Here is a 23,226-nt window from a genome sequence, read left to right on the forward strand (position 1 = left end):
GGCCGCCCTACCGGACGACGGCTACTTCGCGTTGTTGCAGGGCACCGGCCCCGACCTGCCGACCCGGAACGACCTGCCGGACGTCCGTCCGTCCGCCCTCGACACGGCCGCCTGGCTGGCCGAGACCGGCGACCCGGCCGCGGCGCGGCGGGTCCTGGCGTTCGCGCTGCGCGACCTGCGCGCCGAGGGGGGCCCGTGGACCCGCGAACGCGAGGCGCGCCTCGTGGCGCTCGGGGAGGCACTCGTGGCGCTCGGCGAGTACCGCATCCCGCAGCGCGCCGCCGCGACCCGCGTCGACGCGTCCGAGCAACTGCGCACGTGGCGCCTCGCCTACCCCCGCGCCTGGCCGAACCTGGTGGAGCCGGCGGCGGCGGAGGCGGGCGTCGATCCGCACCTCGCGTGGGCCGTCATGCGCCGCGAGTCGGCGTTCTACCCCCGCGCGATCTCCCGCTCGGGGGCGCAGGGCCTGATGCAGGTGATGCCCGCGACGTGGGACTGGTTGGCGGAGCTGCAGGGCGAACCGCCCGCGGACCCGTTCGCCGTGCACGCCAACGTCCGGTACGGCGTGCACTACCTCGGGTGGTTGGATGCGTACTTCGACGGCGACGAGACGCTGTTGGTCGCGAGCTACAACCGCGGCCAGGGCTACGTCGGTCGGTTGTGGGAGAGCGCGGAGGTGAACCGCGACCGCGACGAGCTCCTCCACGCCATCGACGCGCGCGAGACGCGCGAGTACCTGCAGAACGTGACGTACGTCCAGCGGGTGTACGACGGCCTGGCCGCGCTCGAGGCCACCCTCGCCGCCACGCCGCGCGAGTGAGGCGACCGGACCGGGGGAAACGTCCCGTCGCGCCGTCGGAGAACCGCCCACACCGGGAACGCGGCGCCCGCGTAGCCTGAGGGGACACCGTGTCTGCCGGGGGACGGGAGGCCGGATGCCGCACGTCAAGACGCTCGACGGAAACGAAGCCGTCGCTCGGGTGGCCTACGCCCTGAACGAGGTCGTCGCCATCTACCCGATCACCCCCTCCTCGCCGATGGGGGAGCACGCCGATGCGTGGTCGCAGCAGGGCAAAACCAACCTGTTCGGATCGGTGCCGGTGGTGCAACAGATGCAGGCGGAGGGGGGCGCCGCGGGCGCCGTGCACGGCTCGCTGCAGACCGGCGCGCTGACCACGACGTTCACCGCCAGTCAGGGCCTGTTGTTGATGATCCCGAACCTCTACAAGATCGCCGGCGAAATGACGCCCGCGGTCGTGCACGTCGCCGCCCGCTCCGTGGCGACGCACGCGCTGTCGATCTTCGGTGACCACTCCGACGTCATGGCGGCCCGCCCGACCGGCATGGCGCAGCTCTTCGCCGCGTCGGTGCAGGAGGCGCACGACTTCGCGCTGATCGCCCAGGCCGCGACGCTGCGCGGACGCATTCCGTTCATTCACGTCATGGACGGCTTTCGGACGTCGCACGAGGTGCACCGCATCGCACTGCTCGACGACGCCGACCTCGACGCGCTGATCGACCGGGACGCGATCACCGCGTTCCGCGACGCGGCGCTCTCCCCCACCCACCCGGTGGTGCGCGGCACGGCGCAGAACCCCGACGTGTTCTTCCAGGCGCGCGAGCGGATCGAACCGCACGTCCGCGCGATGCCGGGCATCGTCGAGGACGTCATGAAGGCGTTCGAGGCGCGGACCGGGCGGCGCTACCGGCCCTTCGACTACGTCGGCGCGCCCGACGCCGAACGCGTCCTCGTGGTGATGGGCTCCGCCGCGGATACGGCGCACGAGACGGTCGCGTGGGCGAACGCCCGCGGGGAGAAGGTCGGGGTCCTCAAGGTGCGGTTGTTCCGCCCGTTCGACGCCGACCGCCTCCTCGAGGCGCTCCCCGCGAGCGTCCGTACCCTCGCGGTGATGGACCGCACCAAGGAGCCCGGCGCGAACGGTGAACCGCTCCTGCAGGACGTCGTCGCCGCCCTCCACGAGGACGGGTTCGCGGACCGTCCGCGCTTCGAGCGGCCGCCCCACGCGATCGGCGTGCGTTACGGCCTGTCGTCGAAGGAGGTCACGCCGGCGATGCTGATCGGCCTGTTCGCGGAGATGGCCTCCGAGCGGCCCCGCGCCCGCCTGACGCTCGGCATCGAGGACGACCTGTCGGGCAGCAGCGTCGCGTACGACCCCACCCTCGACGTCGAGTCCGACGCCGTCGCCCGCGCGGTCTTCTGGGGGCTCGGGTCGGACGGCACGGTCGGGGCGGCGAAGAACACGATCAAGATCATCGGCGAGGGCGCAGGGCTCGAGGCGCAGGGCGCGTTCGTCTACGACTCGAAGAAGTCGGGGGCCCGCACGATCAGTCACCTGCGCTTCGGGCCCGAACCGATCCGCAGCGCCTACCAGATCCGCAACGCCGGCTTCGTCGGGGTGCACCAGTTCGGGTTCCTGGAGCGCTACGACGTCCTCGCGAACGTCGCGCACGGCGCGACGGTCCTGATCAACGCGCCGTACCCCGCCGAAGAGGTCTGGGACCACGTCCCCGCCGAGGCGCAACGCACCCTGCAGGAGCGCGAAGCGACGGTGTGGACGATCGACGCCTACGCCCTGGCGACGGAACTCGACCTGGGGCCGCGCATCAACACCATCATGCAGGCCGGCTACTTCGCGCTGTCCGGCGTCCTGGAGCGCGACGAGGCGATGGACCGCATCGCCGACGCCATCCGCGCGACGTACGGTGCGCGGGGCGAAGCGGTCGTCGAGAAGAACCTCGCGGCGGTGCGCGCCGCCCCCGACCGCTTGGCCCGCCTCGAGGTCCCCGCGGGCGCGCCGACGGGGCCGGCGGCGACGCCGACCGTTCCGGCGGACGCGCCGGCGTTCGTGCGGGAGGTGACCGCTCCGCTGATCGAGGACCGCGGCGACGACCTGCCGGTCTCCGTGATGCCGCTCGACGGCACCTGGCCGACCGGCACCGCGAAGTACGAGAAACGCAACCTGGCGCAGGAGGTGCCCGTCTGGGATCCCGACCTGTGCATCCAGTGCGGCAAGTGCGTGATGGTGTGCCCCCACTCCGCGATCCGCGCCAAACTCGTCGGCGACGACGAGCTCGCCGACGCGCCGGAGGGGTTCCAGCACGCCCCGGCGCGGTTCCGCGAGGTGGACGACGCGCACTTCACCCTCCAGGTGGCCATGGAGGACTGCACCGGCTGCACCCTGTGCGCGCAGGCGTGCCCCGCGAAGGACAAGAGCGAGGCGGGCCGCAAGGCGCTCATGATGGAGCCGCAGGCGCCCCGCCTCGAGGCGGGGCGGGCGCACTGGGACTTCTTCGTCCGGTTGCCCGACACCCCACGCCACGACGGCCTGAGCTTCACGACGACGAAGAACGTGCAGTTGCTCGAACCGACGTTCGAGTTCTCGGGCGCCTGCTCGGGGTGCGGGGAGACGCCGTACGTGCGGTTGGTGAGCCAGCTGTACGGCGACCGGAGCGTCATCGCGAACGCGACGGGGTGCTCCTCGATCTACGGCGGCAACCTCCCCACCACCCCGTGGACGACGAACGACGCGGGTCTCGGGCCGGCCTGGTCGAACTCGTTGTTCGAGGACAATGCGGAGTTCGGGATGGGCATGCGCCTCTCGATCGACATGCAACGCGAACGGGCCCGTTCCCTGATGCACGACGAACGGATCGGCGCCGACGACCTCCTCGCGCGCCTCGACGCCGCCGAGGGCGGGGAGGAGGCGCAGATCGCCGAACAACGCGCGGTCGTCGCCGACCTCGTCGCGCGCCTCGAGGGGCGCGACGACCCGGTCGCGGGCGACCTTCGGGCCCTCGCCGACCGCCTCGTCCGGACCGACGTGTGGATCCTCGGTGGGGACGGCTGGGCGTACGACATCGGCTACGGAGGCCTCGATCACGTGCTGGCGTCGGGGGAGGACGTCAACGTCCTCGTGCTCGACACCGAGGTGTACTCCAACACCGGTGGGCAGGCGTCGAAGGCGACGGGGCTCGGTGCGGTCGCGAAGTTCGCGGCGGGCGGCAAGCGCAGCGCCAAGAAGGACCTGGCGCGCATGGCGATGTCGTACCAGACGATCTACGTCGCGCAGATCGCGATGGGGGCGAACGACGCGCAAACCGTGAAGGCGCTCCGCGAGGCGGAGGCGTACCCGGGGCCGTCGCTCGTCATCGCGTACGCGCACTGCATCGCCCACGGCATCGACATGGCGAAGGGCCTCGAGCAACAGAAGAAGGCGACGCTGTCGGGCTACTGGCCGCTCTTCCGGTACGACCCGCGGCGCGCGGCGGAGGGCCTCAACCCCCTGCAGTTGGATTCGCGCGCGCCGAAGATCCCGTTCAAGGAGTACGCCCTGCAGGAGAACCGCTACCGGCTGTTGCGCCTCACCGCGCCGCGGACGGCGGACGCCGTCATGGAGGCCGCCCAGGAGGCGGTCGACGCGCACTGGAAGGAACTGGAGCACCTCGCGGCGGAACCGACCCCACCGGGCGTGCACACGCCGGACTGGGTGCCCGACGCGGGTGAGGATGCGAAGGAGGCGAAGGCGTGATCGACCTGTCCACGACCTACATGGGCCTGGAGCTGGCGTCGCCGTTGGTGGCGTCGGCTTCGCCCCTCACGAAGAAGCTCGACGGCGTGCGCGCCCTGGAGGACGGCGGGGCGTCGGCGATCGTCCTGCACTCGCTGTACGAGGAGGAGATCGCCTTCGACCAGCTCGCCCACGACCACTTCCTCGATTTCGGCTCCGAGGCGTTCGCCGAAGCGCTCGATTACGTGCCGTTCCCGCAGACCTCGCCCGGGCCCGAGCAGTACCTGGACCTGATCCGCGAGGCGAAGGCGGCGGTGGACGTCCCGGTCATCGGCAGCTTGAACGGCGACACGACCGGCGGCTGGACGCGGTACGCGACGATGATCGAGGAGGCCGGCGCGGACGCGCTCGAGCTGAACGTGTTCCTGTTGGCGTCCGATCCGGACGTGCCCGGTTCCGAGGTCGAGGCGCACGCTCTCGACGTCGTGCGTGAGGTGTGCGCCCGGACGTCGATTCCCGTGGCGGTGAAGATCTCGACGTTCTGGAGTTCGATCCTCGACGTCGCCCGGCGTCTGGACCGGGCCGGGGCGGACGCCCTGGTGCTGTTCAACCGCTTCTACCAGCCCGACATCGACCTCGAAGCGTTCGAGGTGCTCCCGCGACTCACGCTCTCGACGCCGGAGTCGTCGCGGATCGCGGTGCGCTGGATCGGGATGCTCGACGGGCACCTGGACGCCGACATGGCGTTGACGAGCGGGGTGCACGATGCCCAGGGCGTTCTCAAAGGGATCGCGGCGGGGGCGACGGTGACGATGATGACCTCGCAGATCCTGCGGCACGGCCCCGGGCGCTTCGCGGAGATCGAAGCGGACGTGCGCGCGTGGTTGGAGGAGAAGGAGTACGCGTCGGTGGCGCAGTTGCGCGGGGCGCTCAGCCGGCGGGGCTCGCGCGACGAGGAGGCGTTCGTGCGCGCCAACTACAAGGCCACGCTGGACGCGTGGCGGCCGAGCGCGCGGGGGATCGATCGCTTCGGTCGGCGTTGACGTTCACGCCCACGCAAGCACGGCCGCCCTTTCGGGCGGCCGTGTTCGTGGAGCGGGAGACGAGATTCGAACTCGCGACATCCACCTTGGCAAGGTGGTGCTCTACCAGCTGAGCTACTCCCGCATCTGCGAACGGCACCCGCCGAAGCCGGTGCCGAACGCGGGGGAAAATAACTCCTCGCGCTGACCTACTCTCGCAGGGGGCTGCCCCCCAACTACCATCGGCGCTGGCGTGCTTAACTTCCGAGTTCGGGATGGGATCGGGTGGGTCCACGCCGCTACGAGCACGAAGAGAAAAATAGGGACAGGGAAGCGAAGCGAGACCGTGCCATCCTCGCGGATGATTGCAGAAAAGGTTACGTCCTCGTCCGATTAGTACCGGTCAGCTAAACACGTTGCCGTGCGTACACTCCCGGCCTATCGACCCGGTGGTCTTCCGGGGGACTTACCCTCACGAGGAGGTGGGAAAACTCATCTTGGAGTCGGCTTCGCGCTTAGATGCTTTCAGCGCTTATCCGTTCCGCACATAGCGACTCGACATATGCCCCTGGTGGAACAGCCGAGAAACTAGCGGTGCGTCCATTCCGGTCCTCTCGTACTAGGAACAGCTCTCCTCAATTTTCCTACGCCCACAGCGGATAGAGACCGAACTGTCTCACGACGTTCTGAACCCAGCTCGCGTGCCATTTTAACCGGCGAACAGCCGGACCCTTGGGACCTTCTCCAGCCCCAGGATATGACGAGCCGACATCGAGGTGCCAAACACCGCCGCCGATGTGAACTCTCGGGCGGTATCAGCCTGTTATCCCCGGGGTAACTTTTATCCGTTGATCGATGGCCCTTCCACGAGGTACCACCGGTTCACTAGGACCGACTTTCGTCCCTGCTCGACGTGTATGTCTCGCAGTCAAGCTCCCTTGTACCCTTACGCTCTATGCACGATTTCCGACCGTGCTGAGGGAACCTTTGTGCGCCTCCGTTACGATTTGGGAGGCGACCGCCCCAGTCAAACTACCCACCTCACGCTGTCCCTCGTCCGGATGACGGACGTAGGTTAGACGCACGAACCCATCAGGGTGGTATTTCACCAACGACTCCACCAAGTCTAGCGGCCTGGCTTCACAGTCTCCCACCTATCCTACACAGATCGGTCCAAGCGCCAACATCAAGTTGTAGTAAAGCTCCACGGGGTCTTTTCGTCCTGCTGCGGGTAGGCCGCATCTAAACAGCCAATTCAATTTCACCGAGTCTCTGGTTGAGACAGCGCTCCAGTCGTTACACCATTCGTGCAGGTCAGAACTTACCTGACAAGGAATTTCGCTCGGTTCCTCCCGCCCCGTTTCCAGGGGGGCCGGACTCTATCTTGATCGAGGGACGTTCATCTCGGCGGCGATCGATCGGATCGCCTGGAGCCCCTCCGGATGGAGGTGCTCGCCCGCCGTCATCATGAGGACCACGCGACGGAACTTGCGGAAAGCGATCTGCTTTCGCGTCCGAAGCGTGTGCTTCATGAAGAACGGACAGATGACGTCGTGGAGATGCTCGAGCTTGCGCACGCGATAGGCCATTCGGGCGTCGTGATTCGTTCGAACCACGCCCACCCCGAAGTACGCCTTCAGCGCGTGGAGGAGCTGAACATCGTCCGGGTGTTGGACGATCGTGAATTCAGGCTCGACCTGAACCCCGTCCGTCACGTCGGCATGCGTTTCGATCCCGACGTGAAAACGTCCTTCACCGTCCGTGAACCCGACGACCCACTGGGCCTCGAGATTCACCCGTCGATCCCAAACGTTTGGTCTCTGAGGGTTCTTGACATCGTCAAGTCTTCCCTGCGGATTGTCCCCATGACCGTCGGATTGTGACTGACGGCGCGTACGCCGACGAGTACCGATCGGTTTTGGAGGAGTTTCCCGCATATAGTTTGGTTTGACTAAGGCTAGCCATTAACCTTAGGACGGTTATAGTTACCGCCGCCGTTCACCGGGGCTTCATTTCGGCGCGTGAACGCCTCCACTTAACCTTCCGGCACCGGGCAGGTGTCACTCCCTATACATCCCCTACTCGGGTTCGCAGAGAGCTGTGATTGTGGTAAACAGTCGCTGGAGCCGATTTCCTGTGCCCACCTCGGGCCATCGCGAACGAAGACCCTACGCGTGGGACCCCTTCTCCCGAAGTTACGGGGCCATTTTGCAGAGTTCCTTAACCAGAGTTCTCTCGCGCGCCTTAGTGCTCTTACACTCGCCCACCTGTGTCGGTTTTGGTACGGGCACGATCGCTTCATCACTTAGAGGGTTTTCTTGGCACCGTGGATTCGACCAGTTATCAGTCCCGTAGGACCTTCCCGACGTACGTCACCAACGCGGGAGGCGGATTTTCCTATCCTCCCTGGCTTCGCACGCCGCCGGGCTCTGCCGTGGCTCCGGTTGGCCTATCCTAATGCGTCGCCCCATCGCTCCACGATCGTGGTGCAGGAATATTGACCTGCTGTCCATCGACTACGCCTTTCGGCCTCGCCTTAGGTCCCGACTAACCCTGAGGGGACGACCCTTGCTCAGGAACCCTTGGGCTTTCGGCGGAAGGGATTCTCACCCTTCTTATCGTTACTCATTCCTGCATTCGCACTTCCGATACCTCCACGGCTCCTTACGGTACCGCTTCGACGGCGTACGGAACGCTCCCCTACCCAGCACACCTTGGGTGCACTGCCGCAGTGTCGGTGCATGGCTTAGCCCCGATCATCTTCGGCGCAGAGACGCTCGACTAGTGAGCTATTACGCACTCTTTAAAGGAATGGCTGCTTCTAAGCCAACCTCCTAGCTGTCTTAGCGTCTCCACATCCTTCACCACTCAGCCATGACTTGGGGACCTTAACTGGCGGTCTGGGTTGTTTCCCTCTCGACCGTGAAAGTTAGCTCACACGGTCTGACTCCCGGGGTTTGAACCATCGGCCTTCAGAGTTTGACAGGGTTTGGTAAGCTGGTGAGCCCCCTAGCCCAATCAGTGCTTTACAACCGATGGTGAACCCCCGAGGCTAGCCCTAAAGCTATTTCGGGGAGAACCAGCTATCTCCGGATTCGGTTAGCTTTTCACTCCTAACCACAGCTCATCCCAAGAGTTTTAAACCTCAACGGGTTCGGACCTCCACTCCCTGTTACGGGAGCTTCATCCTGGCCATGGCTAGCTCATCCGGTTTCGGGTCTACTGATCGCGCCTGAACGCCCTGTTCAGACTCGCTTTCGCTACGCCTCCGCCTATCGGCTTAAACTCGGCACGACCAGTAAGTCGCAGGATCATGCTTCAAGAGGCACGCCACCACCCGTTCCCGTCCGAAGACGGGCATAGGGCTGTGACTGCTTGTAAGCGCACGGTTTCAGGTACTATTTCACTCCCCTCACGGGGTGCTTTTCACCTTTCCCTCACGGTACTGGTTCGCTATCGGTCACTCGGAATATGTAGCCTTACGGGGTGGTCCCCGTAGATTCACGCGAGATTCCACGTGGCTCGCGCTACTCAGGTGCCGGCTAGGCCTTCTCGCCTTTCGTCTACGGGGCTATCACCCGCTCTGGCGCGCCTTTCCAGTGCGCTTCGACTAGACGTTCCGGTCCACGTTGCCGGTCCTACAACCCCCCCTCCCGAAGGAAGGGGTTTGGGCTGATCCCTTTTCGTTCGCCACTACTAAGGGAATCGAGGTTTCTTTCTTTTCCTCCAGGTACTTAGATGTTTCAGTTCCCTGGGTTCCCTCCACATGCGCTATGGATTCACGCATGGGTACGCGAGGTTCGCTCGCGTGGGTTTCCCCATTCGGACATCCCCGGGTCAAAGCTTGCGTCCAGCTCACCGAGGCTTATCGCAGGTAGCCACGTCCTTCATCGGTTCGAGTGCCAAGGCATCCACCGTGCGCCCTTAGTAACGTAACCTTTTTGATCGCAAGTACTAAGAGTAATGGCACGCAAGATCGGATCGAAATCCGTCTTGCTCAACGCTCGATTTCGGCGTCCCTGACGGGACGTGATCCGGCCTCGAGCGCGGATGTCTCGCTTCGTCTTCACCTGTCATCGTACGCGCCACTCTCGCGAGCGGCAAAGATGAGTGTATCCCCCTACCGCGGAGGGTGTCAACCCTCGGTCAGGGCGGGCCCGCTGCCGGGCCCCGCCACCCCCCGGAGCCGCACGCCGGCGGCGGCGCCTCACGGCGTCCCGGACGCCATCGCCGCCTCGACGCCGCCGCGGACGCGGGCGCGCGACACCTCGCCGAACGCCACGTCGCGGACCTCGCCCCCCGCATCCACGAACAGCGTGGTCGGGAGGCCGATGGCGCGCGCCGCCCCCTGCATCCCGCCCCGACGATCGAGGAAGACGTCGTCTCCAGGAAGCCCCTCCTCGGCCAGGAACGCGCGGACCGTGTCCGCCGCCTCCGCCTGCGACACCAACGCCAAGCGCACGTCGTCGCGCCCGCCGACCTCGTCGATCAACATCGGCAACTCCCGCCGGCACGGCCCACACCAGGTCGCCCACAGGTTCACGACCGTCGGCGTCCCCGCCCACGTCGCGACGTCCACCGTCCCCCCCTCCAGCCGCTCCACCACGACCCCCGTGTCGGCGAGCGCGGGCGGGGTCGGGGCGACCGGCAGCACCGCGAGCGCCACGACGGCGGCGAGCCCCGCCGCGCCCGACGCGGAGACGACCGCGCCGGGCGCCACGCCGCGGCGCCGAACGGCGAACGCGGCGTACGCCAGGCCGAACGCGACCCCGACCCACGGGGCGAAGCCCCCCTGCCAGAAGGCGAAGGCGTCGAGCGGGCGCGGCGCGAAGACGTCCGCGTTCGCCGCGACGTAGCCGACGCGGGCGGCCACCAGGCCGAGGATCACGGCCTGCCACGCCCACTCCGCGTCGCGCCCGCTGCGGCGACCCAGGACCTCCGCGACGACGAGGCCGACGGCGAGCGCGAGAATCACGAGGGCCCGCTCGCCGGCGAGCACGAACGGACCGAGGGGAAGGGGGGCGAGATCGGGCATGCCTCATGGTCCCACGCCCGCGCGCGCGAGGCGCGCCCCCGCTACACTCGCCCCATGACCCGACCCCCCGCCGTCGCCCTCATCGCGCACGACGCCAAGAAGCTCGACCTGGCCATGTTCGCCCGCGATCACGCCGCGACCCTCCGTCGCTTCCGCCTCATCGCCACCGCCACCACCGGCGCGCTGCTCGCCGAGAAGGCCGGACTGACGCTCGAGGCGCTCCGCTCGGGCCCCGAGGGGGGCGACCTTCAGGTCGGCGCCGCCATCGCCCAAGACGAGGTCCTCGCGGTCGTGTTCTTCCGCGACCCGTTGACCGCCCAACCCCACGAACCCGACGTCAGCGCCCTCCTGCGCATCTGCGACGTGCACCGCGTTCCCCTCGCGACGAACCTCGGCACCGCCGAAGCCGTCATCGCGTGGCTGGCCGACCGGCCGACGGGCGACGACGTCCCCGCGGTGCCCGACGACGCACCCGGCGACGGCGCGAGCGCGTAACCTGTCGTCGTGAGCAAAGACGCCCTCGCCGCCTTCCTGCACGAGATGCGCACGCGGCACGCCGACCGCATCGACGCCATGGAGTTGCCCGACGGCACGCACGCGTACCTCCGCGAGTGCGCCGAGCAGGGCGACGTCGACACGCTCGCCTTCATGCTGAAGCTCGGCTACCTGATGGGGTTGCAGCACGGGTACGGCGCCGGCCGCGCCGGCGACGCCGAACCCGACGGCTCCGGACCGAGCGGCCCGCTCCAAGCCTGACGCGCCGCTTCGGGCGCCCTCAGGCGTCCTCGCTCGCGGGGGCCTCGTGCAGGAGCTCCACCTCGACCTCGATCTCGGCGCGCAGCGACGCCGCGACGCTGCAGTACTTCGTCATCGCCATGCCCGCGAAGCGGCGGGCGGTGCGCTCGTCGAGGCCGGGGACGTCGAAGACGTGGGTCGCCACGATCTTCGTGAACGGCGCCGGGGTGGCGTCCTCGCGCTCCCCGCTCAACTCGACGCGGTAGTCGCGGATCTCCAGCTTGCGCTTGCGCAGCATCTCCACGACGTCGTAGGCGGCGCACCCGCCCACGGCGTTCAGGACCAGTTGCATCGGTCCCATGCCGGTCTTCGCGGTCGCCTCGCCGTCCATGGCGACGCGAAGGCCGTCGGGGGTGATGCCGATGAAGCGCTTGTCGACGAGGTGCTGCACGGTCGTGGTCTGGGGTGCGCGGGCCATGGAGGCGAGGATGGCCCGCGCCGCCGGCGCGACGCGTCGCGCCGGCGACCGGCCGGGTAGCCTGGCGCCGTGATCCCGCCCGCCCCCGACGCACCGAAGGCCGCCTGGCGGCGCTGGGCCCGCGGCGTCCGCGGCGCCCTCGACGCAGCGGCGTGGGGCGCCGGCGTGCGGGCGACGCTCGCCGCCTGGCCCCCCTACCGGGAGGCGGCGTGGGTCGCCCTGTACGCGGCGATGGGGTCGGAGGCGGACCTCGCTCCGTGGCCGGAGGACGGCCCCCGCGTGGCCCTCCCGCGCGTCGAGCCGGACGGCCGGATGACCTTCCGAGCCGCGGAGGGCCCGCTCGAGCGCCACCCGCTCGGCATGCGCCAACCCACGCGCGACGCCGCCGACGTCCCGCCGGCCGCCCTGGACGTCGTCGTCGCCCCCGGCCTGGCGTTCGACGCAGCCGGTGGACGGCTCGGCTACGGCGGGGGAACGTACGACGCCTGGTTCGCCGAGCACGCTCCACGCGCCGTCCGCGCGGGCGTCGCCCACCCCGACCTGATCGTCCCGACCCTCCCGACGGAGCCGCACGACATCCGCATGGACGTCCTCGTGCTCGCGAGCGGCGTCCGGCCGGTGGGCGCCGCCGACCCCCGTCGCCCCTGACGCCTCAGGGGCCCGCGAGGCGCGCCCGGATCGCCGCCAGGCTCGGGAGCGACGGGTGCGCCCCGGCGCGTCGGGTCGCTTCGGCGCCGGCGGCGTTCGCGAACGCCGCCGCGCGCGGGAGCGGATCCCCCGCCGCGAGCCGCGCGGCGAGCGCCCCGACGAACGCGTCCCCCGCTCCGGTCGTATCGACCGGAACGACCGCGTGCCCGGCCAGATGCTCGACGCCCGCCTCGCTCGCCAGCACCGCCCCCCGCGCGCCGAGGGTGAGGACGACCCAGCCGCCGCTGCGCGCCGCCACGCGGCGCGCCCGGTCGGTGGCCGCCGCCACGACGTCGTCGGTCGCCCGCGGCGCTGCGTCCGGCGTCCCCCCCTCCGCGGCGTCCGCCGTCGCCTCACCGAGCACGACGGCCGCCTCGTGTTCGTTCACCACCACGCCGTCGCACGTCCGCAGGACCGCGTCGTCCAGCGGGCCGGCCGGCGCCAGGTTCGCGAGGGTCCCCACCCCCGCGGCGCGCGCAGCGGCGAGCGCCGCCGCCACGGTGGCGTCGGGCACCTCGCGTTGCACGACCCACCAGGCCGCGCCGGCCGCGCGGGGGTCGGGAAGGTCCGCGGGCCGGAGCGAGGCGTTGGCGCCCGGCACCACGACGATGCGGTTGGCGCCGGCGTCGTCCACCTCGATCCACGCCCGCCCGGTCGGCGCGTCGTCCTCGCGGACGGCGGACGCGTCGACACCGGCGTCGGCCAGCGCGTCACGCAGGCGCCGGCCGGCGGCGTCGCGCCCGACCGCCCCGACCATCGCGACCCGCGCACCGGCGCGCGCCGCCGCGAGCGCCTGATTCGCGCCCTTCCCCCCACCGTGCTCGGCGAAGTCGAGGGCGAGGACGGTCTCGCCCTCCCGGGGCAGGCGCGCCACCCGGGCGACGCCGTCGAGGTTGAGGCTGCCGACGACGAGGACCCCACCGGCGGCGCCCGGCGGTCCGTCGATCGCCGCCCCGCTCATCGCGCCCCCCGCGCGCCGGCCCCCTCGGGGCCGACGCGGGTCCAGTCGATCCCGTCCGGGTACGTCGGGAGGGGCGGGACGGGGGCGACGTCGCGGCGGGCGGGGAGGCGCCGCTGCACCGCGGCGCGCGCCCGAAGGCCCGCCTCGAGCGCCGACGTCCAGCCGGCCGGCGGTCGCGGCAACCCCAACGCGTCGCGATGGCGGGGACCGACGAGCGCCGCGACGCTCCACGCCGCCGCCCGCCGGGCGACGGGGCCGCGCGTCCAGGCCCCCCCGGGCGCGCGGCGGAGGACCTCGCCGAGGGTCGCGTCGAGCAACGCGCGGTTGGCGGGGTCGTAGCGCACCTCGCGCGCCTCGAACGCGTCGGCCTCGTCGATGAGGGCCTCGAGCGTGTCGGGCAGGTCGGGGATCGCCATGCGGCGACCGACCTCCCGCCAGAAGTGGAAGCTCGCGAGGCGCTCGACGTCCGTCAACCGCCGCCAACCGAAGCGCGCGTTCCAACGGATCGGTTCGAGCACGAACAGCGCCAACGTGTACCGGTACGCCTCGCCGGGGATCGCGTGCGGGGCGTGCGCACGGTTCATGGCGCGCAGCGCCGCCCGCCCGGCCGGCGCGTCGAGCCCCTCGAGGCCGAGGGTCGCCACGACGGCGACGGTGTCGTCGAAGCGCTTCGCGGTGCGCTGGAGGAACTCGCCCGTGGCGACGAGACGGCGGGCGTCCCGGGGCACCGCGAACGTCTTGAGGAGCGCGAGTTCGTAGGCGCGGCGCGTATCCCAGGGAAAATCGATGCCGGCCGACAGCCGCCCGACGTGGGCGGCGTCCTCCGCGGGGTCCAGGCCGTCGATCGCGGGCAGGACCCGGCTCACGCGGCGGGGCGTCACGGGGCCCAGGCGATCCCGACGCGGGTGAGGTGGGACGGCAGGGAGCGTTCCGAGACCGCGCCGCTGATGCGCGTCACGATCGCGCCGTCGGCGTCCAACAGGATCGAGGTTGGGAGGCCGTACGTCTGGTAGGCGGTCGCGACGACGCGGCTCGTGAGGACGCCGTCGGGCGCTTCGGTCCCCTCGACCGGATCGCGTAAGCGCAGCGGCGCATCGACGTCGAGGTCGGCCAGGAACGGCTCCACGACGGAGGCGTCCTCCCCGACGTTCAGGAGCACGACGTGCAGCTCCCCCTCCAGGTCGCGGGCGGCCTGGTCGAGGAGCGGGAGTTCCGCGACGCAGGGAGGGCACCAGGAGGCCCAGAAGTTGAGGAACACCGGGGTCCCGCGCAGCTCCGACAGCGCGACCGGCGCGCCGTCGGCGTCGAGCATCGTGAAGTCCGGCGCGACCTGCCCCTCGCGCACCCCGAAGTCGGGGGCGTCGGCCTGCGCGGCGGCGAACGCGCTCAGGGCCAGCGCGAGCGCGAACGCGAGGGTGCGGACGGGAGCGGCGGGGGCGAGTGGCGTGACGCGGTCGGCGCGGAACATGCCGTCAAGTGTAGGGTGCGCCGGTCCGGGGGCGTGTGGCCCGGGCGGCGGGGAGGCCGCATGACGCCGAACGAACCGAACGCTCCCGCGCCGGGCGCGCCGCTCCGCAGCCGCCTGGTGACGCGGTCGCCGGTGCCGTACGCGTGGGTGGTACTGACCACGGCGATGATCACGACGCTGGCGACGGTGCCCGGCCAGACGGTCGGCGTGTCGGTCTTCCTCGATCCGATCATCGACGACCTGGGGGTCTCGCGCAGCGTCGTGTCGGGCCTCTACACGCTCGGGACGCTGACCGGCGCGCTCATCCTGCCGTTCGTCGGGCGCTTCATCGACGCCCGCGGACCGCGCGTGGCGGTGGGCGTGATCGCGCTGGCGTTCGCCGTCGCGGCCGCCGCGATGTCGCAGGTCGCGTCGTTGGCCGGCCTCGCGATCGGCTTCGTCGCGATCCGCGGCCTGGGCCAGGGGTCGCTCGGGCTCGTGAGCCTCCACGCGGTGAACCTCTGGTTCGTCCGGCGGCGGGGGCTGGCGGTCGGCGTCACGGGCCTCGGGATGGCGATCGCGACGGCGTTCGCGCCGGCGCTGCTCGAACGCCTCATCGCCGCCGTCGGGTGGCGGGCCGGCTACGCGGCGCTGGGGGCCGGCGTCGCCGCGGTCGCGCTGCCGCTCGGGGTGACGTTCTTCCGGGAGCGTCCGGAGCGCTACGGCGTCCGCCCCGACGGGGACCGACGCCCCGCGTCGGCGGCCGGGGAGGACGACGCGGCGGCCGGCGGCCGGCGCGAGGCGGCCTTCACGGCGCGCGACGCGACGCGCCACCCGGCGTTCTGGACGATTGCCGGCGCGAGCATGACGGTGGCGGCCCTCGTGACCGGGTTGGTGTTCCACCATTTCGATTTGGTCGCTCAGCACGACGTCGGGCGTCGCGCCGCGGCGGCGGCGTTCGTTCCGTTGGGGTTGGCGGTCGGGGCGAGCAACCTGCTCGCGGGGGCGGCGTTCGACCGCATCGCGCCCCGCTTCCTGTTGGCGGGGATGCTGGTGCTTCAGGCGGTCGCGTTGGTCATGGCGGCGTTCCTCCAACCCAGCTGGCTGCTGCTCTACGGCATCGTGATCGGCCTCACCCAGGGCACCTCGGGATCGGTGACCGGCGCGATCTACGCGACGTACTTCGGGCGTGCGCACCTGGGGGCGATCAAGGGGACGGCGACGACGTTGACGGTGGCGGGGACGGCGATCGGGCCGCTGCTGTTCGCGGTGGGGCGCGACCTGGCGGGCGGGTACGCACCGGTGCTGATGGCCTCGGCGCTGGTGCCGATCGGCTTCGCCGCCGCGTCGCTTCGGCTGCGCCCGCCGGTCGCCCCGGGACGTTCGTCCCTGGATGCTTCCCCCGGAATGTGATGGCGCCCTTGCGCAAAGGGGGCTCCGCGGGGCAGGATGGCGGTACGACACATGCCGATGGTGGAACCGGGCCACGACCCGGTCGGTCCTCGCAGAATCCACCGGGACGCGTGTCGACATGGAGGAGGTAGCGATGTCCGACGCCCTACGAACCGCCCTGAATCAGGTCCGCACGCGCGAGGTAGAGCGCCGCGACGTGCTGCGCATGCTCGGCCTCGGCGCGGCCGCCAGCGCCGGCCTGCCGACGCTGACGCAGTACGCGTACGCCCAAGACACCGCCCCGGCATCCTCGGTGATCGCCGGCAAGTCCGACGACCTCATCGTGCACAACGACCGCACCGGCGTCATGGAGACGCCGCTCGCGATGCTGCGCGAGCACCGCATCACCCCGAAGGACATCCTGTACATCCGCAACAACCAGATCCGTGAGCCGGAAGGCCGCAGCACCGACGGCGCCAGCCTCGTCGGCTGGACCATCGAACTCATGGGCTCGGTCGCCTTCCCCCGCATCGTCGACGCCGCCACCCTCCAGGACCTCCCGCAAGAAGAGGTCACGATGGTCCTGCAGTGCAGCGGGAACGGCCGCAGCTTCTTCGCCCGTTCGGTCCGCACGCGCGGCACCCAGTGGGCGCACGGCGGCATGGGGCAGGTCACGTTCCGCGGTCCGAAGCTCTCGAGCCTGCTCGAGTCGTACGACCCGCCGGTCGCCCCGCGCGACGTCGCGAACTTCGTCACCGCCGAGGGCGCCGACCAGCCGCCCGAGGGCGCCTCGCGTCCCGACTTCGAGCACAGCCTGCCGATCGAGGACGTCATGGACGGCGCCATCCTGGCCATCGAGATGAACGGCGAGCCGCTCTCCGGCGCGCACGGCGGCCCGGTCCGCCTCGTCGTCCCCGGCTACTACGGCACGATGAACGTCAAGTGGCTCTCGCGCCTGCGCTTCGAGACGGCGGAGTCGAACAACGTCAACCAGATCCCCCGCTACCGCATCCCGAACGACCCGATCGAGCCGGGCACCCCGATCGACTACACGCACGAGAACAGCACCCCCAACTGGCGGCAGCGCATCAAGAGCACCATCTTCGCGCCGCTGAACGAAGCGACCGTGTCCGCCGGGACCGTCGAGGTGACGGGCGTCGCCTGGAACGACGGCGTCGCGCCGCTCACGTCGGTGCAGGTCTCGACCGACGACGGCGCCACCTGGCACGCCGCGGAGTTCGACGCGCCGACCGGGGCGTACGGCTGGCACGAGTTCCGCGCCACCGTCGACCTCCCCGCCGGCGAGCACCGCATCTGGTCGCGCGCCATCGACGCCCGCGGGCAGGCGCAACCGATCGACGGCTCCATCCGCTGGAACCCGTCGGGGTACGAATGGAACGGCGCCGACTACGTCGACGTCGTCGCCAGCTGACCCCCCACCCCCCGCTTCGATTCCGTCGCCGAGCCACCCCGCGTGGCTCGGCGACGACGCCACGAAAGGGTTCCCCTTCGATGCTACGAATCGCGCTCCGGACGACCCTCGCGTCGCTCCTGCTCGGGTTCGCCGCGGCCGCCCTGGCCCAAGATGCGGCGCTCCCCGACGGGCCCGGCGTCGACGTCGTCTACGCGAAGTGCCAACAGTGCCACCCGCTGAGCTACGTCACGAACTCCGCGGGCCTCCCCGACTTCCTGTGGGCCGACACCATCTCGCTGATGAAGCAGCTCGGGATGCAGGTCACCGAGGCCGAGGAGGAGCAGCTGTACGACTACCTGACCACCTACCTCGGCACCGAACCGCCGCCCGAACCGGCCGCCCAAGCCACCGAGACCGCCGAAGCGGTCGATGGCGCGACGGTGTACGCCACGAACTGCAGCTCCTGCCACGGCGCCGACGGCGCCGGCATCCCCGGCGCCTTCCCGCCCGTCACGCAGCACGCCGCCGACCTCGCCTACGCCGACCGCGCCTACCTGGTCGACCTGATGCTCTACGGCCTCAACGGCGCCATTCGCGTGGGCGGCATGACGTACAACGGCGTCATGCCCGCCTGGCCGCAGTTGGACGACGCGGAAATCGCCGCGCTGCTGAACTACGTCACGATGGAGTGGGACGAAGCGGGCACGCTGCCGCCGAACTTCGATGCGTACACCGCCGAGGAGGTCGCCGCCGCCCGCGGGCAGGGGCTGACCGCCGCGGACGTGCTCGAAGGCCGACCGGACGTCCGATGAACGGCGCCGCGAACGCCCGCATCCGCGCGGTGTTCGCCGGTGGCGAGGGCCTGCGCAAGCGGGCCCTCGACCGCCTCGACGTCGACGCCGGCGGCGCTCTGGGCGACCGCCACTACGGCCGCGACGCCGACCGCGCCCTGCTGCTGGTGCCCCGCGCCGACTACGACGCGATCGCCGAGGCCGGCATTCCCCTCCGGGACGGCGACCTGGGGGAGAACCTCGTCGTCGACGGCCTCCCCAGCGCCCTGCCCGCCGGCACCCGCCTGCAGGTGGGCGACGTGGAGCTCGAGGTCACCGGCGCCTGCACCGTCTGCGCGTCGCTCGGCGCGATCGATCCGCGCCTCCCGAAGCTCGCCTACCGACGCCGTGGCGTGTACGCCCGCGTTCGGTATGGAGGTCCGTTGCGGCCCGGCGACGGGGTCCGTATCGTGGGCGGACCGGTTCACCCCGAGCCGGTGCCGGCCCGCCCCGCGGACGGCCCGCCCCCTGCGGCGCCCGACGCCGCATGAACCCGACGAGGACGAGGCCATGACCAAGCCTCTGGTCGATCAACACGGACGCGTCGTACGGGACCTTCGGATCTCCGTCACGCCGCGCTGCAACTACGCCTGCTTCTACTGCGATCCGCTCGGCGACGGCGCCCCCGACCCCATCGGGACCATCAGCGTCGAGGACGTCGACGTGATCCTGACCGCCGCGGTCGAGCTCGGCATCGAGTCGGTCCGCTTCACCGGCGGCGAACCGCTGCTCCGCAAGGAGCTGCCCGAGATGGTGCGCCTCGCCAAGCGGGTGCACGGCATCGAGGACGTCGCCCTCACCACCAACGCGAGCCTGCTCGCGCGCCGCTTGGACGGCCTGATCGACGCCGGCCTCGACCGCATCAACGTCAGCCTCGACGCCGCGGACGCCGAAGCGTTCCGCGAAGCGACCGGCGGCGGCACCATCCAACAGGTGTGGGACGGCATCCACGCCGCGGAAGCGGCGGGCATGACGCCCATCAAGATCAACGCCGTCGTGGTGCGCGACATCAACGACGAGCAACTCGTGCCGCTCGCGGAACTGACGCGCGAACGCCCCTGGCACGTGCGGTTCATCGAGTACATGCACCTCAACAACGCCGACCCCGACGCGTACGAGAAGCACTTCGTGTCGGGCAAGGAGAGCCGCGCGCGGATCGAGGCGGCGTTCGGGGAGCTCACCCCGGTCGACAACGACCCCTCCGCCCCCGCCCGGTTGTTCCGCGCCGACGGGTTCGCCGGTGCGCTCGGCTTCATCGATCCCGTCTCCAACCCGTTCTGCGGCGCGTGCAGCCGCATGCGGGTGACGAGCGACGCGAAGCTGCGGCCGTGCCTGCTGACCGACCGCGAGTACTCGATGCGCGAAGCGCTGAACGCCGACGAGCCGCTCCCCGCGGTGATCGACGCGTTCCTGGTCGCCGCCCACCGGAAGGTCGCGAGCGGCATCACGACCCCCGTGGAGCGCGACCGCACGATGGTCGCGATCGGCGGGTGAGCGACGCCGCACCCCGCGCGGCGCGGCGCCTGGAGGTCGTCGAGGCCCCCCTCGACCTCGACGTCCTCCAAACCGCCGTCGCCGACCCCCGCGCCGGCGCGATCGCCAGCTTCCTCGGCACCGTCCGCAGCCCCAACCGCGGGCGCACCGTGCACCACATCGTCTACGAAGGCTACGACGCCATGATTCGCGCCGAAATGGAGCGGATTGCCGACGACGCGGAGGCCCGCCACGGCCTCACCGGCGTCGCGATCGCGCACCGCCTCGGGCGCTGCCTTCCGGGCGAAGCATCGATCGCGATCGTGGCCTGCAGCCCCCACCGCGACGCGGCGTTCGACGCCGTCCGCGAGCTGTTGAACGCCGCCAAGGCGCGCCTCCCCGTCTGGAAGCACGAAACCGACGAGGAGGGCCCCCACTGGGTCGAGGGGCAGGTCGTCGACACCGCACGCCTCTGACGTCGCGGCGGTAGCATGCCCGCCATGCCTGCGCGACGCCCCCGCCCCCACCGCCGTCCCGCCGCGCACCCTCGGTGCGCGGCGTCGTCGTGAGCGGCCCCCCGGACGCCGGCGGGGCGGCGCCCTCGGACGCACCGACCGACGCGACGCCGGGCGCGACGCCCGCCCTTCCCCTCCGGAGGGTGTTCGGCACCTGGTGGCCGCTGGCCGCCAGTTGGGCGTTGATGGGGATCGAACTGCCGATCGTCAGCGCCGTCATGGCGCGCCTCGCGAACCCGGAGGTCTCCCTCGCGGCGTACGGAGGCTTCGTCTTCCCGGTGGCGTTGATCATCGAGGCACCGATCATCATGCTGCTCGCCGCCTCCACCGCCCTCGGTCGCGACGAGGCCGCCTACCGACGCATGCATCGCTTCATGATGATGGCGGGGGGCGCCCTCACGGCGCTCCATGCGGTGCTGGCGTTCACGCCGGCGTTCGACGCGATCCTCGTGCCCCTCATCGACCCACCCCCCGAGGTGATCGAAACCGCACGCACCGGCCTGATGGTGATGCTGCCCTGGACGTGGACGATCGCCTACCGTCGCTTCCACCAGGGGCTGTTGATCCGTTTCGGCCAGTCCGGCGCGGTCGGCATCGGGACCGGCGTCCGACTCGCGACGGTCTCCACCGTCGCGCTCGGCGGTCTGGCGCTCGGGCTGCTGGCCTTCCCCGCCCTCCCCGGCATTTGGGTCGCGACGCTGGCGATCGCGCTCGGCGTGAGTGCGGAAGCGCTCTACACCGGCCTCCGCACCCGCGGCGTGGTGCGGTCCCGCGTGCTGGGCGTGGCGAGCGCCGGCGATCCCCTCTCGTGGCGCGCCTTCGCGTCCTTCTACCTGCCGCTGGCCCTGACGAGCCTGCTGCTGCTCCTCGTCCAACCGATCGGGGCGGCGGCGATCTCGCGCATGCCCGCCGCGCTCGCGTCGTTGGCCGCGTGGCCGATCGTGAACGGCCTCGTGTTCCTGCTGCGCAGCGCGGGCTACGCCTACAACGAGGTGGTCGTCGCGTTGATGGACGAGCCGGCGGCGGAACCGACCCTGCGCCGCTTCACGGTCCTGTTGGCCGTCGGGACGTTCGCGGTGGGCGTCGCGTTCGCCGCGACGCCGCTGGCGACGGTGTGGTTCGAGACGTTCTCCGGCCTCTCCCCCGCCCTCGCCGACCTCGCCCGGAACGCCTTCTGGGTCGGCCTGATCTGGGCGCCGCTCGACGTGACGCGCAACGCCCTCCAAGGACGCCTCGTGTACGCGCGACGCACGCGCGTCATCGGGACGTCGGTCGCGCTGTTCCTGGTCGTCGCCAGTACGATCCTGACCGTGGGGGTGGTGCTGCAGCCGGCGCAGGGCCTGGTCGTGGCGATGGGGGCGTTCGTCGTCGCGCAGGCGGCGCAGGTCGCGTGGCTCGCCGTTCAGCTGCGACGGCTCGAAGACTGACCCGCCCGCGACGTCCACCGTCCCTTGACGCGGTCCCCCCGAACGCCTACCGTCGACGCAGGAGGGCAGCCGTGCACGACCCGCGACAGCGCGATCCCCTGGTCGGCGTCTTCAAGGCGTTGGCCGACGACAACCGCCTTCGGATCGTCGGGCTGCTCGCCGCCCGCGCGATGGCGGTGGAGGAGCTCGCGGACTACCTGGGGCTCGAAAGCCCCACCGTGTCGCACCACCTGCGCGCCCTGTTCAAGGCCGGGCTCGTGCGGGCGTACGCCGTCGCGCACCGCCGCTACTACGAACTCGACCGGCAGCGCCTGCAGACGTTGGCGGACGACCTGTCGTCGGACGAGCGGTTGCTGCAGCTCGCCGCCGGTACCGAAGCGGGCGCGTACGCCCGGAAGGTCTTGGCGACGTACCTCGACGACGGCCGCATCGCGGTCTTGCCGGTCCAACCCAAGAAGCTACGGGTGCTGCTTCGCTGGGTCGCGTCGAACCTCGACGCCGACCAGCTCTACGAGGAGGGTGCGCTCCACGCCGCGCTCGCCGCGATGCACGACGACGTCCCTCGGCTCCAACGGGAGCTCGAGGCGGCCGGCCTGCTGGACCGCACCGACGACGGTCGGTACCGCCGCCGCTTCGCGCCGCCGCCGACCGCCACCGCCGACTGACGCCGCCGACGGACGCGGACCGCGCCCGCACGGGGGCGGGCGCGAAGGGTCGAACGGACGGGCGCCGTGGGTCGAGGTCAGGCGCCCGAGCGCCGGGGGCGTTCCCGTGCCACGCGTACGTAGCCGGGCGCGATCGCTTCCAACACCAGGCCGTCCGGGGGCGTCGCGAGTAGGGCGTCGACGACCCGCCGGGTCGTGGCGTCGTCGAGCTCGCATGCGTCGCGCAAGCGATCGAGGCGCACGAGGACCGGGGTGCGCGGGTCCCGCAACCAGCGGTCCACGCGCGCGCGCACGTCGGCGTCGACGTCGGCGGCGTCCGCAGGCGACACCGGCGCCGCGACGGAGGGCGCCGACGCCGTCGTCCCGACGCCCGCGGTCACGCCGGCCGACGCCTGCGGTCCGGCGCTCCACCCGACGTCGCGGGGGTCGGCGAGGTCGTCGACCGTCACCGGCGGCGGCGCGCCGCGCCCGGGGTCGCGCACGGCGCGCGTCGGGGGGCGCGGGCTGCGCGGGGCGCGCGGCCGGGGCGCGTCGGGGCGCGCCGGACCCCCGGCGAACAGGCCGGGCTGCACCGGCGCGGGCGCATCCCCCCCGTCGGAGGCCGCCGCATCGGAGG

General features: G+C 71.0%; 20 protein-coding genes, 1 tRNA gene and 2 rRNA genes. 14 read left to right on the forward strand and 9 right to left on the reverse strand.

The features are described from left to right. The 3 genes from RI554_03600 to RI554_03610 all read left to right on the forward strand — a co-directional run. A partial coding sequence (locus RI554_03600) for a lytic transglycosylase domain-containing protein (GenBank protein MDR9391095.1) occupies positions 1–820 on the forward strand: 820 nt, incomplete at its 5' end. Between the two features lie 115 nt (positions 821–935). After that, positions 936–4,550 (forward strand): pyruvate:ferredoxin (flavodoxin) oxidoreductase, encoded by a 3,615-nt coding sequence (gene nifJ, locus RI554_03605; protein MDR9391096.1) that lies wholly within the window; start codon positions 936–938, stop codon positions 4,548–4,550. Then, entirely contained in the window at positions 4,547–5,572 is a 1,026-nt protein-coding gene (locus RI554_03610) for a dihydroorotate dehydrogenase-like protein (GenBank protein MDR9391097.1), read from the forward strand. The genes nifJ and RI554_03610 overlap by 4 nt, the downstream gene beginning before the upstream one ends. A gap of 48 nt (positions 5,573–5,620) precedes the next feature. Here RI554_03610 and RI554_03615 read toward each other — a convergent pair. From RI554_03615 to RI554_03630, 4 genes are all read right to left on the reverse strand, one after another. Further along, positions 5,621–5,696, reverse strand: a tRNA-Gly gene (locus RI554_03615). Positions 5,697–5,747: 51 nt separating this feature from the next. After that, a 5S ribosomal RNA gene (rrf, locus tag RI554_03620) occupies positions 5,748–5,864 on the reverse strand. Between the two features lie 60 nt (positions 5,865–5,924). Then, a 23S ribosomal RNA gene (locus RI554_03625) occupies positions 5,925–9,489 on the reverse strand. A gap of 269 nt (positions 9,490–9,758) precedes the next feature. Further along, positions 9,759–10,586 carry a TlpA disulfide reductase family protein gene (locus RI554_03630; protein MDR9391098.1) on the reverse strand — a complete coding sequence of 276 codons (828 nt, stop codon included), beginning with the start codon at positions 10,584–10,586 and terminating at the stop codon, positions 9,759–9,761. Positions 10,587–10,640: 54 nt separating this feature from the next. Between RI554_03630 and RI554_03635 the strand changes: the two genes are divergently transcribed. Both RI554_03635 and RI554_03640 read left to right on the forward strand, forming a co-directional pair. Beyond that, positions 10,641–11,081, forward strand: coding sequence for a methylglyoxal synthase (locus tag RI554_03635; GenBank protein MDR9391099.1), 441 nt, complete (start codon positions 10,641–10,643; stop codon positions 11,079–11,081). A gap of 9 nt (positions 11,082–11,090) precedes the next feature. Further along, positions 11,091–11,342 (forward strand): hypothetical protein, encoded by a 252-nt coding sequence (locus tag RI554_03640; GenBank protein MDR9391100.1) that lies wholly within the window; start codon positions 11,091–11,093, stop codon positions 11,340–11,342. Between the two features lie 19 nt (positions 11,343–11,361). Here RI554_03640 and RI554_03645 read toward each other — a convergent pair whose 3' ends face one another. Then, entirely contained in the window at positions 11,362–11,799 is a 438-nt protein-coding gene (locus RI554_03645; GenBank protein ID MDR9391101.1) for an OsmC family protein, read from the reverse strand. A 69-nt stretch (positions 11,800–11,868) separates the two neighbouring features. Between RI554_03645 and RI554_03650 the strand changes: the two genes are divergently transcribed. Then, the gene (locus tag RI554_03650; protein ID MDR9391102.1) at positions 11,869–12,447 is read left to right on the forward strand and encodes a 5-formyltetrahydrofolate cyclo-ligase; all 579 of its coding nucleotides are present in this window, start codon (positions 11,869–11,871) and stop codon (positions 12,445–12,447) included. Positions 12,448–12,451: 4 nt separating this feature from the next. Here RI554_03650 and RI554_03655 read toward each other — a convergent pair whose 3' ends face one another. The 3 genes from RI554_03655 to RI554_03665 are packed head-to-tail and all read right to left on the reverse strand — an operon-like array spanning position 12,452 to position 14,915. After that, positions 12,452–13,447: a PfkB family carbohydrate kinase gene (locus RI554_03655; GenBank protein ID MDR9391103.1), complete on the reverse strand. Its 996-nt coding sequence runs from the start codon at positions 13,445–13,447 to the stop codon at positions 12,452–12,454. After that, positions 13,444–14,328: an oxygenase MpaB family protein gene (locus RI554_03660; GenBank protein MDR9391104.1), complete on the reverse strand. Its 885-nt coding sequence runs from the start codon at positions 14,326–14,328 to the stop codon at positions 13,444–13,446. Before RI554_03660 ends, RI554_03655 begins: the two co-directional genes overlap by 4 nt. Continuing rightward, positions 14,325–14,915, reverse strand: a complete 591-nt coding sequence (locus RI554_03665; protein MDR9391105.1) for a TlpA disulfide reductase family protein — start codon at positions 14,913–14,915, stop codon at positions 14,325–14,327. Before RI554_03665 ends, RI554_03660 begins: the two co-directional genes overlap by 4 nt. A 60-nt stretch (positions 14,916–14,975) precedes the next feature. On the opposite strand from RI554_03665, the gene RI554_03670 reads away from it, so the two are divergent. The 8 genes from RI554_03670 to RI554_03705 all read left to right on the forward strand — a co-directional run bounded on the left by RI554_03670 (position 14,976) and on the right by RI554_03705 (position 22,610). Beyond that, positions 14,976–16,307, forward strand: coding sequence for an MFS transporter (locus RI554_03670; protein ID MDR9391106.1), 1,332 nt, complete (start codon positions 14,976–14,978; stop codon positions 16,305–16,307). Positions 16,308–16,440: 133 nt separating this feature from the next. Then, the gene (locus tag RI554_03675) at positions 16,441–17,718 is read left to right on the forward strand and encodes a sulfite oxidase (GenBank protein MDR9391107.1); all 1,278 of its coding nucleotides are present in this window, start codon (positions 16,441–16,443) and stop codon (positions 17,716–17,718) included. 80 nt (positions 17,719–17,798) lie between these two features. Then, positions 17,799–18,512, forward strand: a complete 714-nt coding sequence (locus RI554_03680; GenBank protein MDR9391108.1) for a cytochrome c — start codon at positions 17,799–17,801, stop codon at positions 18,510–18,512. Next, a complete protein-coding gene (locus RI554_03685) occupies positions 18,509–19,021 on the forward strand; it encodes an MOSC domain-containing protein (protein ID MDR9391109.1) in 513 nt (170 codons plus the stop codon). The genes RI554_03680 and RI554_03685 overlap by 4 nt, the downstream gene beginning before the upstream one ends. A 19-nt stretch (positions 19,022–19,040) precedes the next feature. Continuing rightward, on the forward strand, positions 19,041–20,024 hold the full coding sequence (moaA, locus tag RI554_03690; protein MDR9391110.1) for a GTP 3',8-cyclase MoaA: 984 nt from the start codon (positions 19,041–19,043) through the stop codon (positions 20,022–20,024). After that, entirely contained in the window at positions 20,021–20,479 is a 459-nt protein-coding gene (locus tag RI554_03695) for a molybdenum cofactor biosynthesis protein MoaE (GenBank protein MDR9391111.1), read from the forward strand. The genes moaA and RI554_03695 overlap by 4 nt, the downstream gene beginning before the upstream one ends. 89 nt (positions 20,480–20,568) lie before the next feature. Then, positions 20,569–21,945 carry a hypothetical protein gene (locus RI554_03700; GenBank protein MDR9391112.1) on the forward strand — a complete coding sequence of 459 codons (1,377 nt, stop codon included), beginning with the start codon at positions 20,569–20,571 and terminating at the stop codon, positions 21,943–21,945. Positions 21,946–22,016: 71 nt separating this feature from the next. Further along, the gene (locus RI554_03705; GenBank protein MDR9391113.1) at positions 22,017–22,610 is read left to right on the forward strand and encodes a metalloregulator ArsR/SmtB family transcription factor; all 594 of its coding nucleotides are present in this window, start codon (positions 22,017–22,019) and stop codon (positions 22,608–22,610) included. Between the two features lie 77 nt (positions 22,611–22,687). On the opposite strand, the gene RI554_03710 is transcribed toward RI554_03705, so the two are convergent. Then, on the reverse strand, positions 22,688–23,226 hold a 539-nt coding region (locus RI554_03710), incomplete at its 5' end, for a hypothetical protein (GenBank protein MDR9391114.1).

The organism is Trueperaceae bacterium, from assembly GCA_031581195.1.
Classification (GTDB): Bacteria; Deinococcota; Deinococci; order Deinococcales; family Trueperaceae; genus SLSQ01.

Coding starts and splice junctions, on each gene's coding strand:
- nifJ (MDR9391096.1), top strand. CDS start 936: ATGCCGCACGTCAAGACGCTCGACGGAAACGAAGCCGTCGCTCGGGTG.
- RI554_03630 (MDR9391098.1), bottom strand. CDS start 10,586: ATGCCCGATCTCGCCCCCCTTCCCCTCGGTCCGTTCGTGCTCGCCGGC.
- RI554_03635 (MDR9391099.1), top strand. CDS start 10,641: ATGACCCGACCCCCCGCCGTCGCCCTCATCGCGCACGACGCCAAGAAG.
- RI554_03645 (MDR9391101.1), bottom strand. CDS start 11,799: ATGGCCCGCGCACCCCAGACCACGACCGTGCAGCACCTCGTCGACAAG.
- RI554_03655 (MDR9391103.1), bottom strand. CDS start 13,447: ATGAGCGGGGCGGCGATCGACGGACCGCCGGGCGCCGCCGGTGGGGTC.
- RI554_03665 (MDR9391105.1), bottom strand. CDS start 14,915: ATGTTCCGCGCCGACCGCGTCACGCCACTCGCCCCCGCCGCTCCCGTC.
- RI554_03670 (MDR9391106.1), top strand. CDS start 14,976: ATGACGCCGAACGAACCGAACGCTCCCGCGCCGGGCGCGCCGCTCCGC.
- RI554_03675 (MDR9391107.1), top strand. CDS start 16,441: ATGTCCGACGCCCTACGAACCGCCCTGAATCAGGTCCGCACGCGCGAG.
- RI554_03680 (MDR9391108.1), top strand. CDS start 17,799: ATGCTACGAATCGCGCTCCGGACGACCCTCGCGTCGCTCCTGCTCGGG.
- RI554_03685 (MDR9391109.1), top strand. CDS start 18,509: ATGAACGGCGCCGCGAACGCCCGCATCCGCGCGGTGTTCGCCGGTGGC.
- moaA (MDR9391110.1), top strand. CDS start 19,041: ATGACCAAGCCTCTGGTCGATCAACACGGACGCGTCGTACGGGACCTT.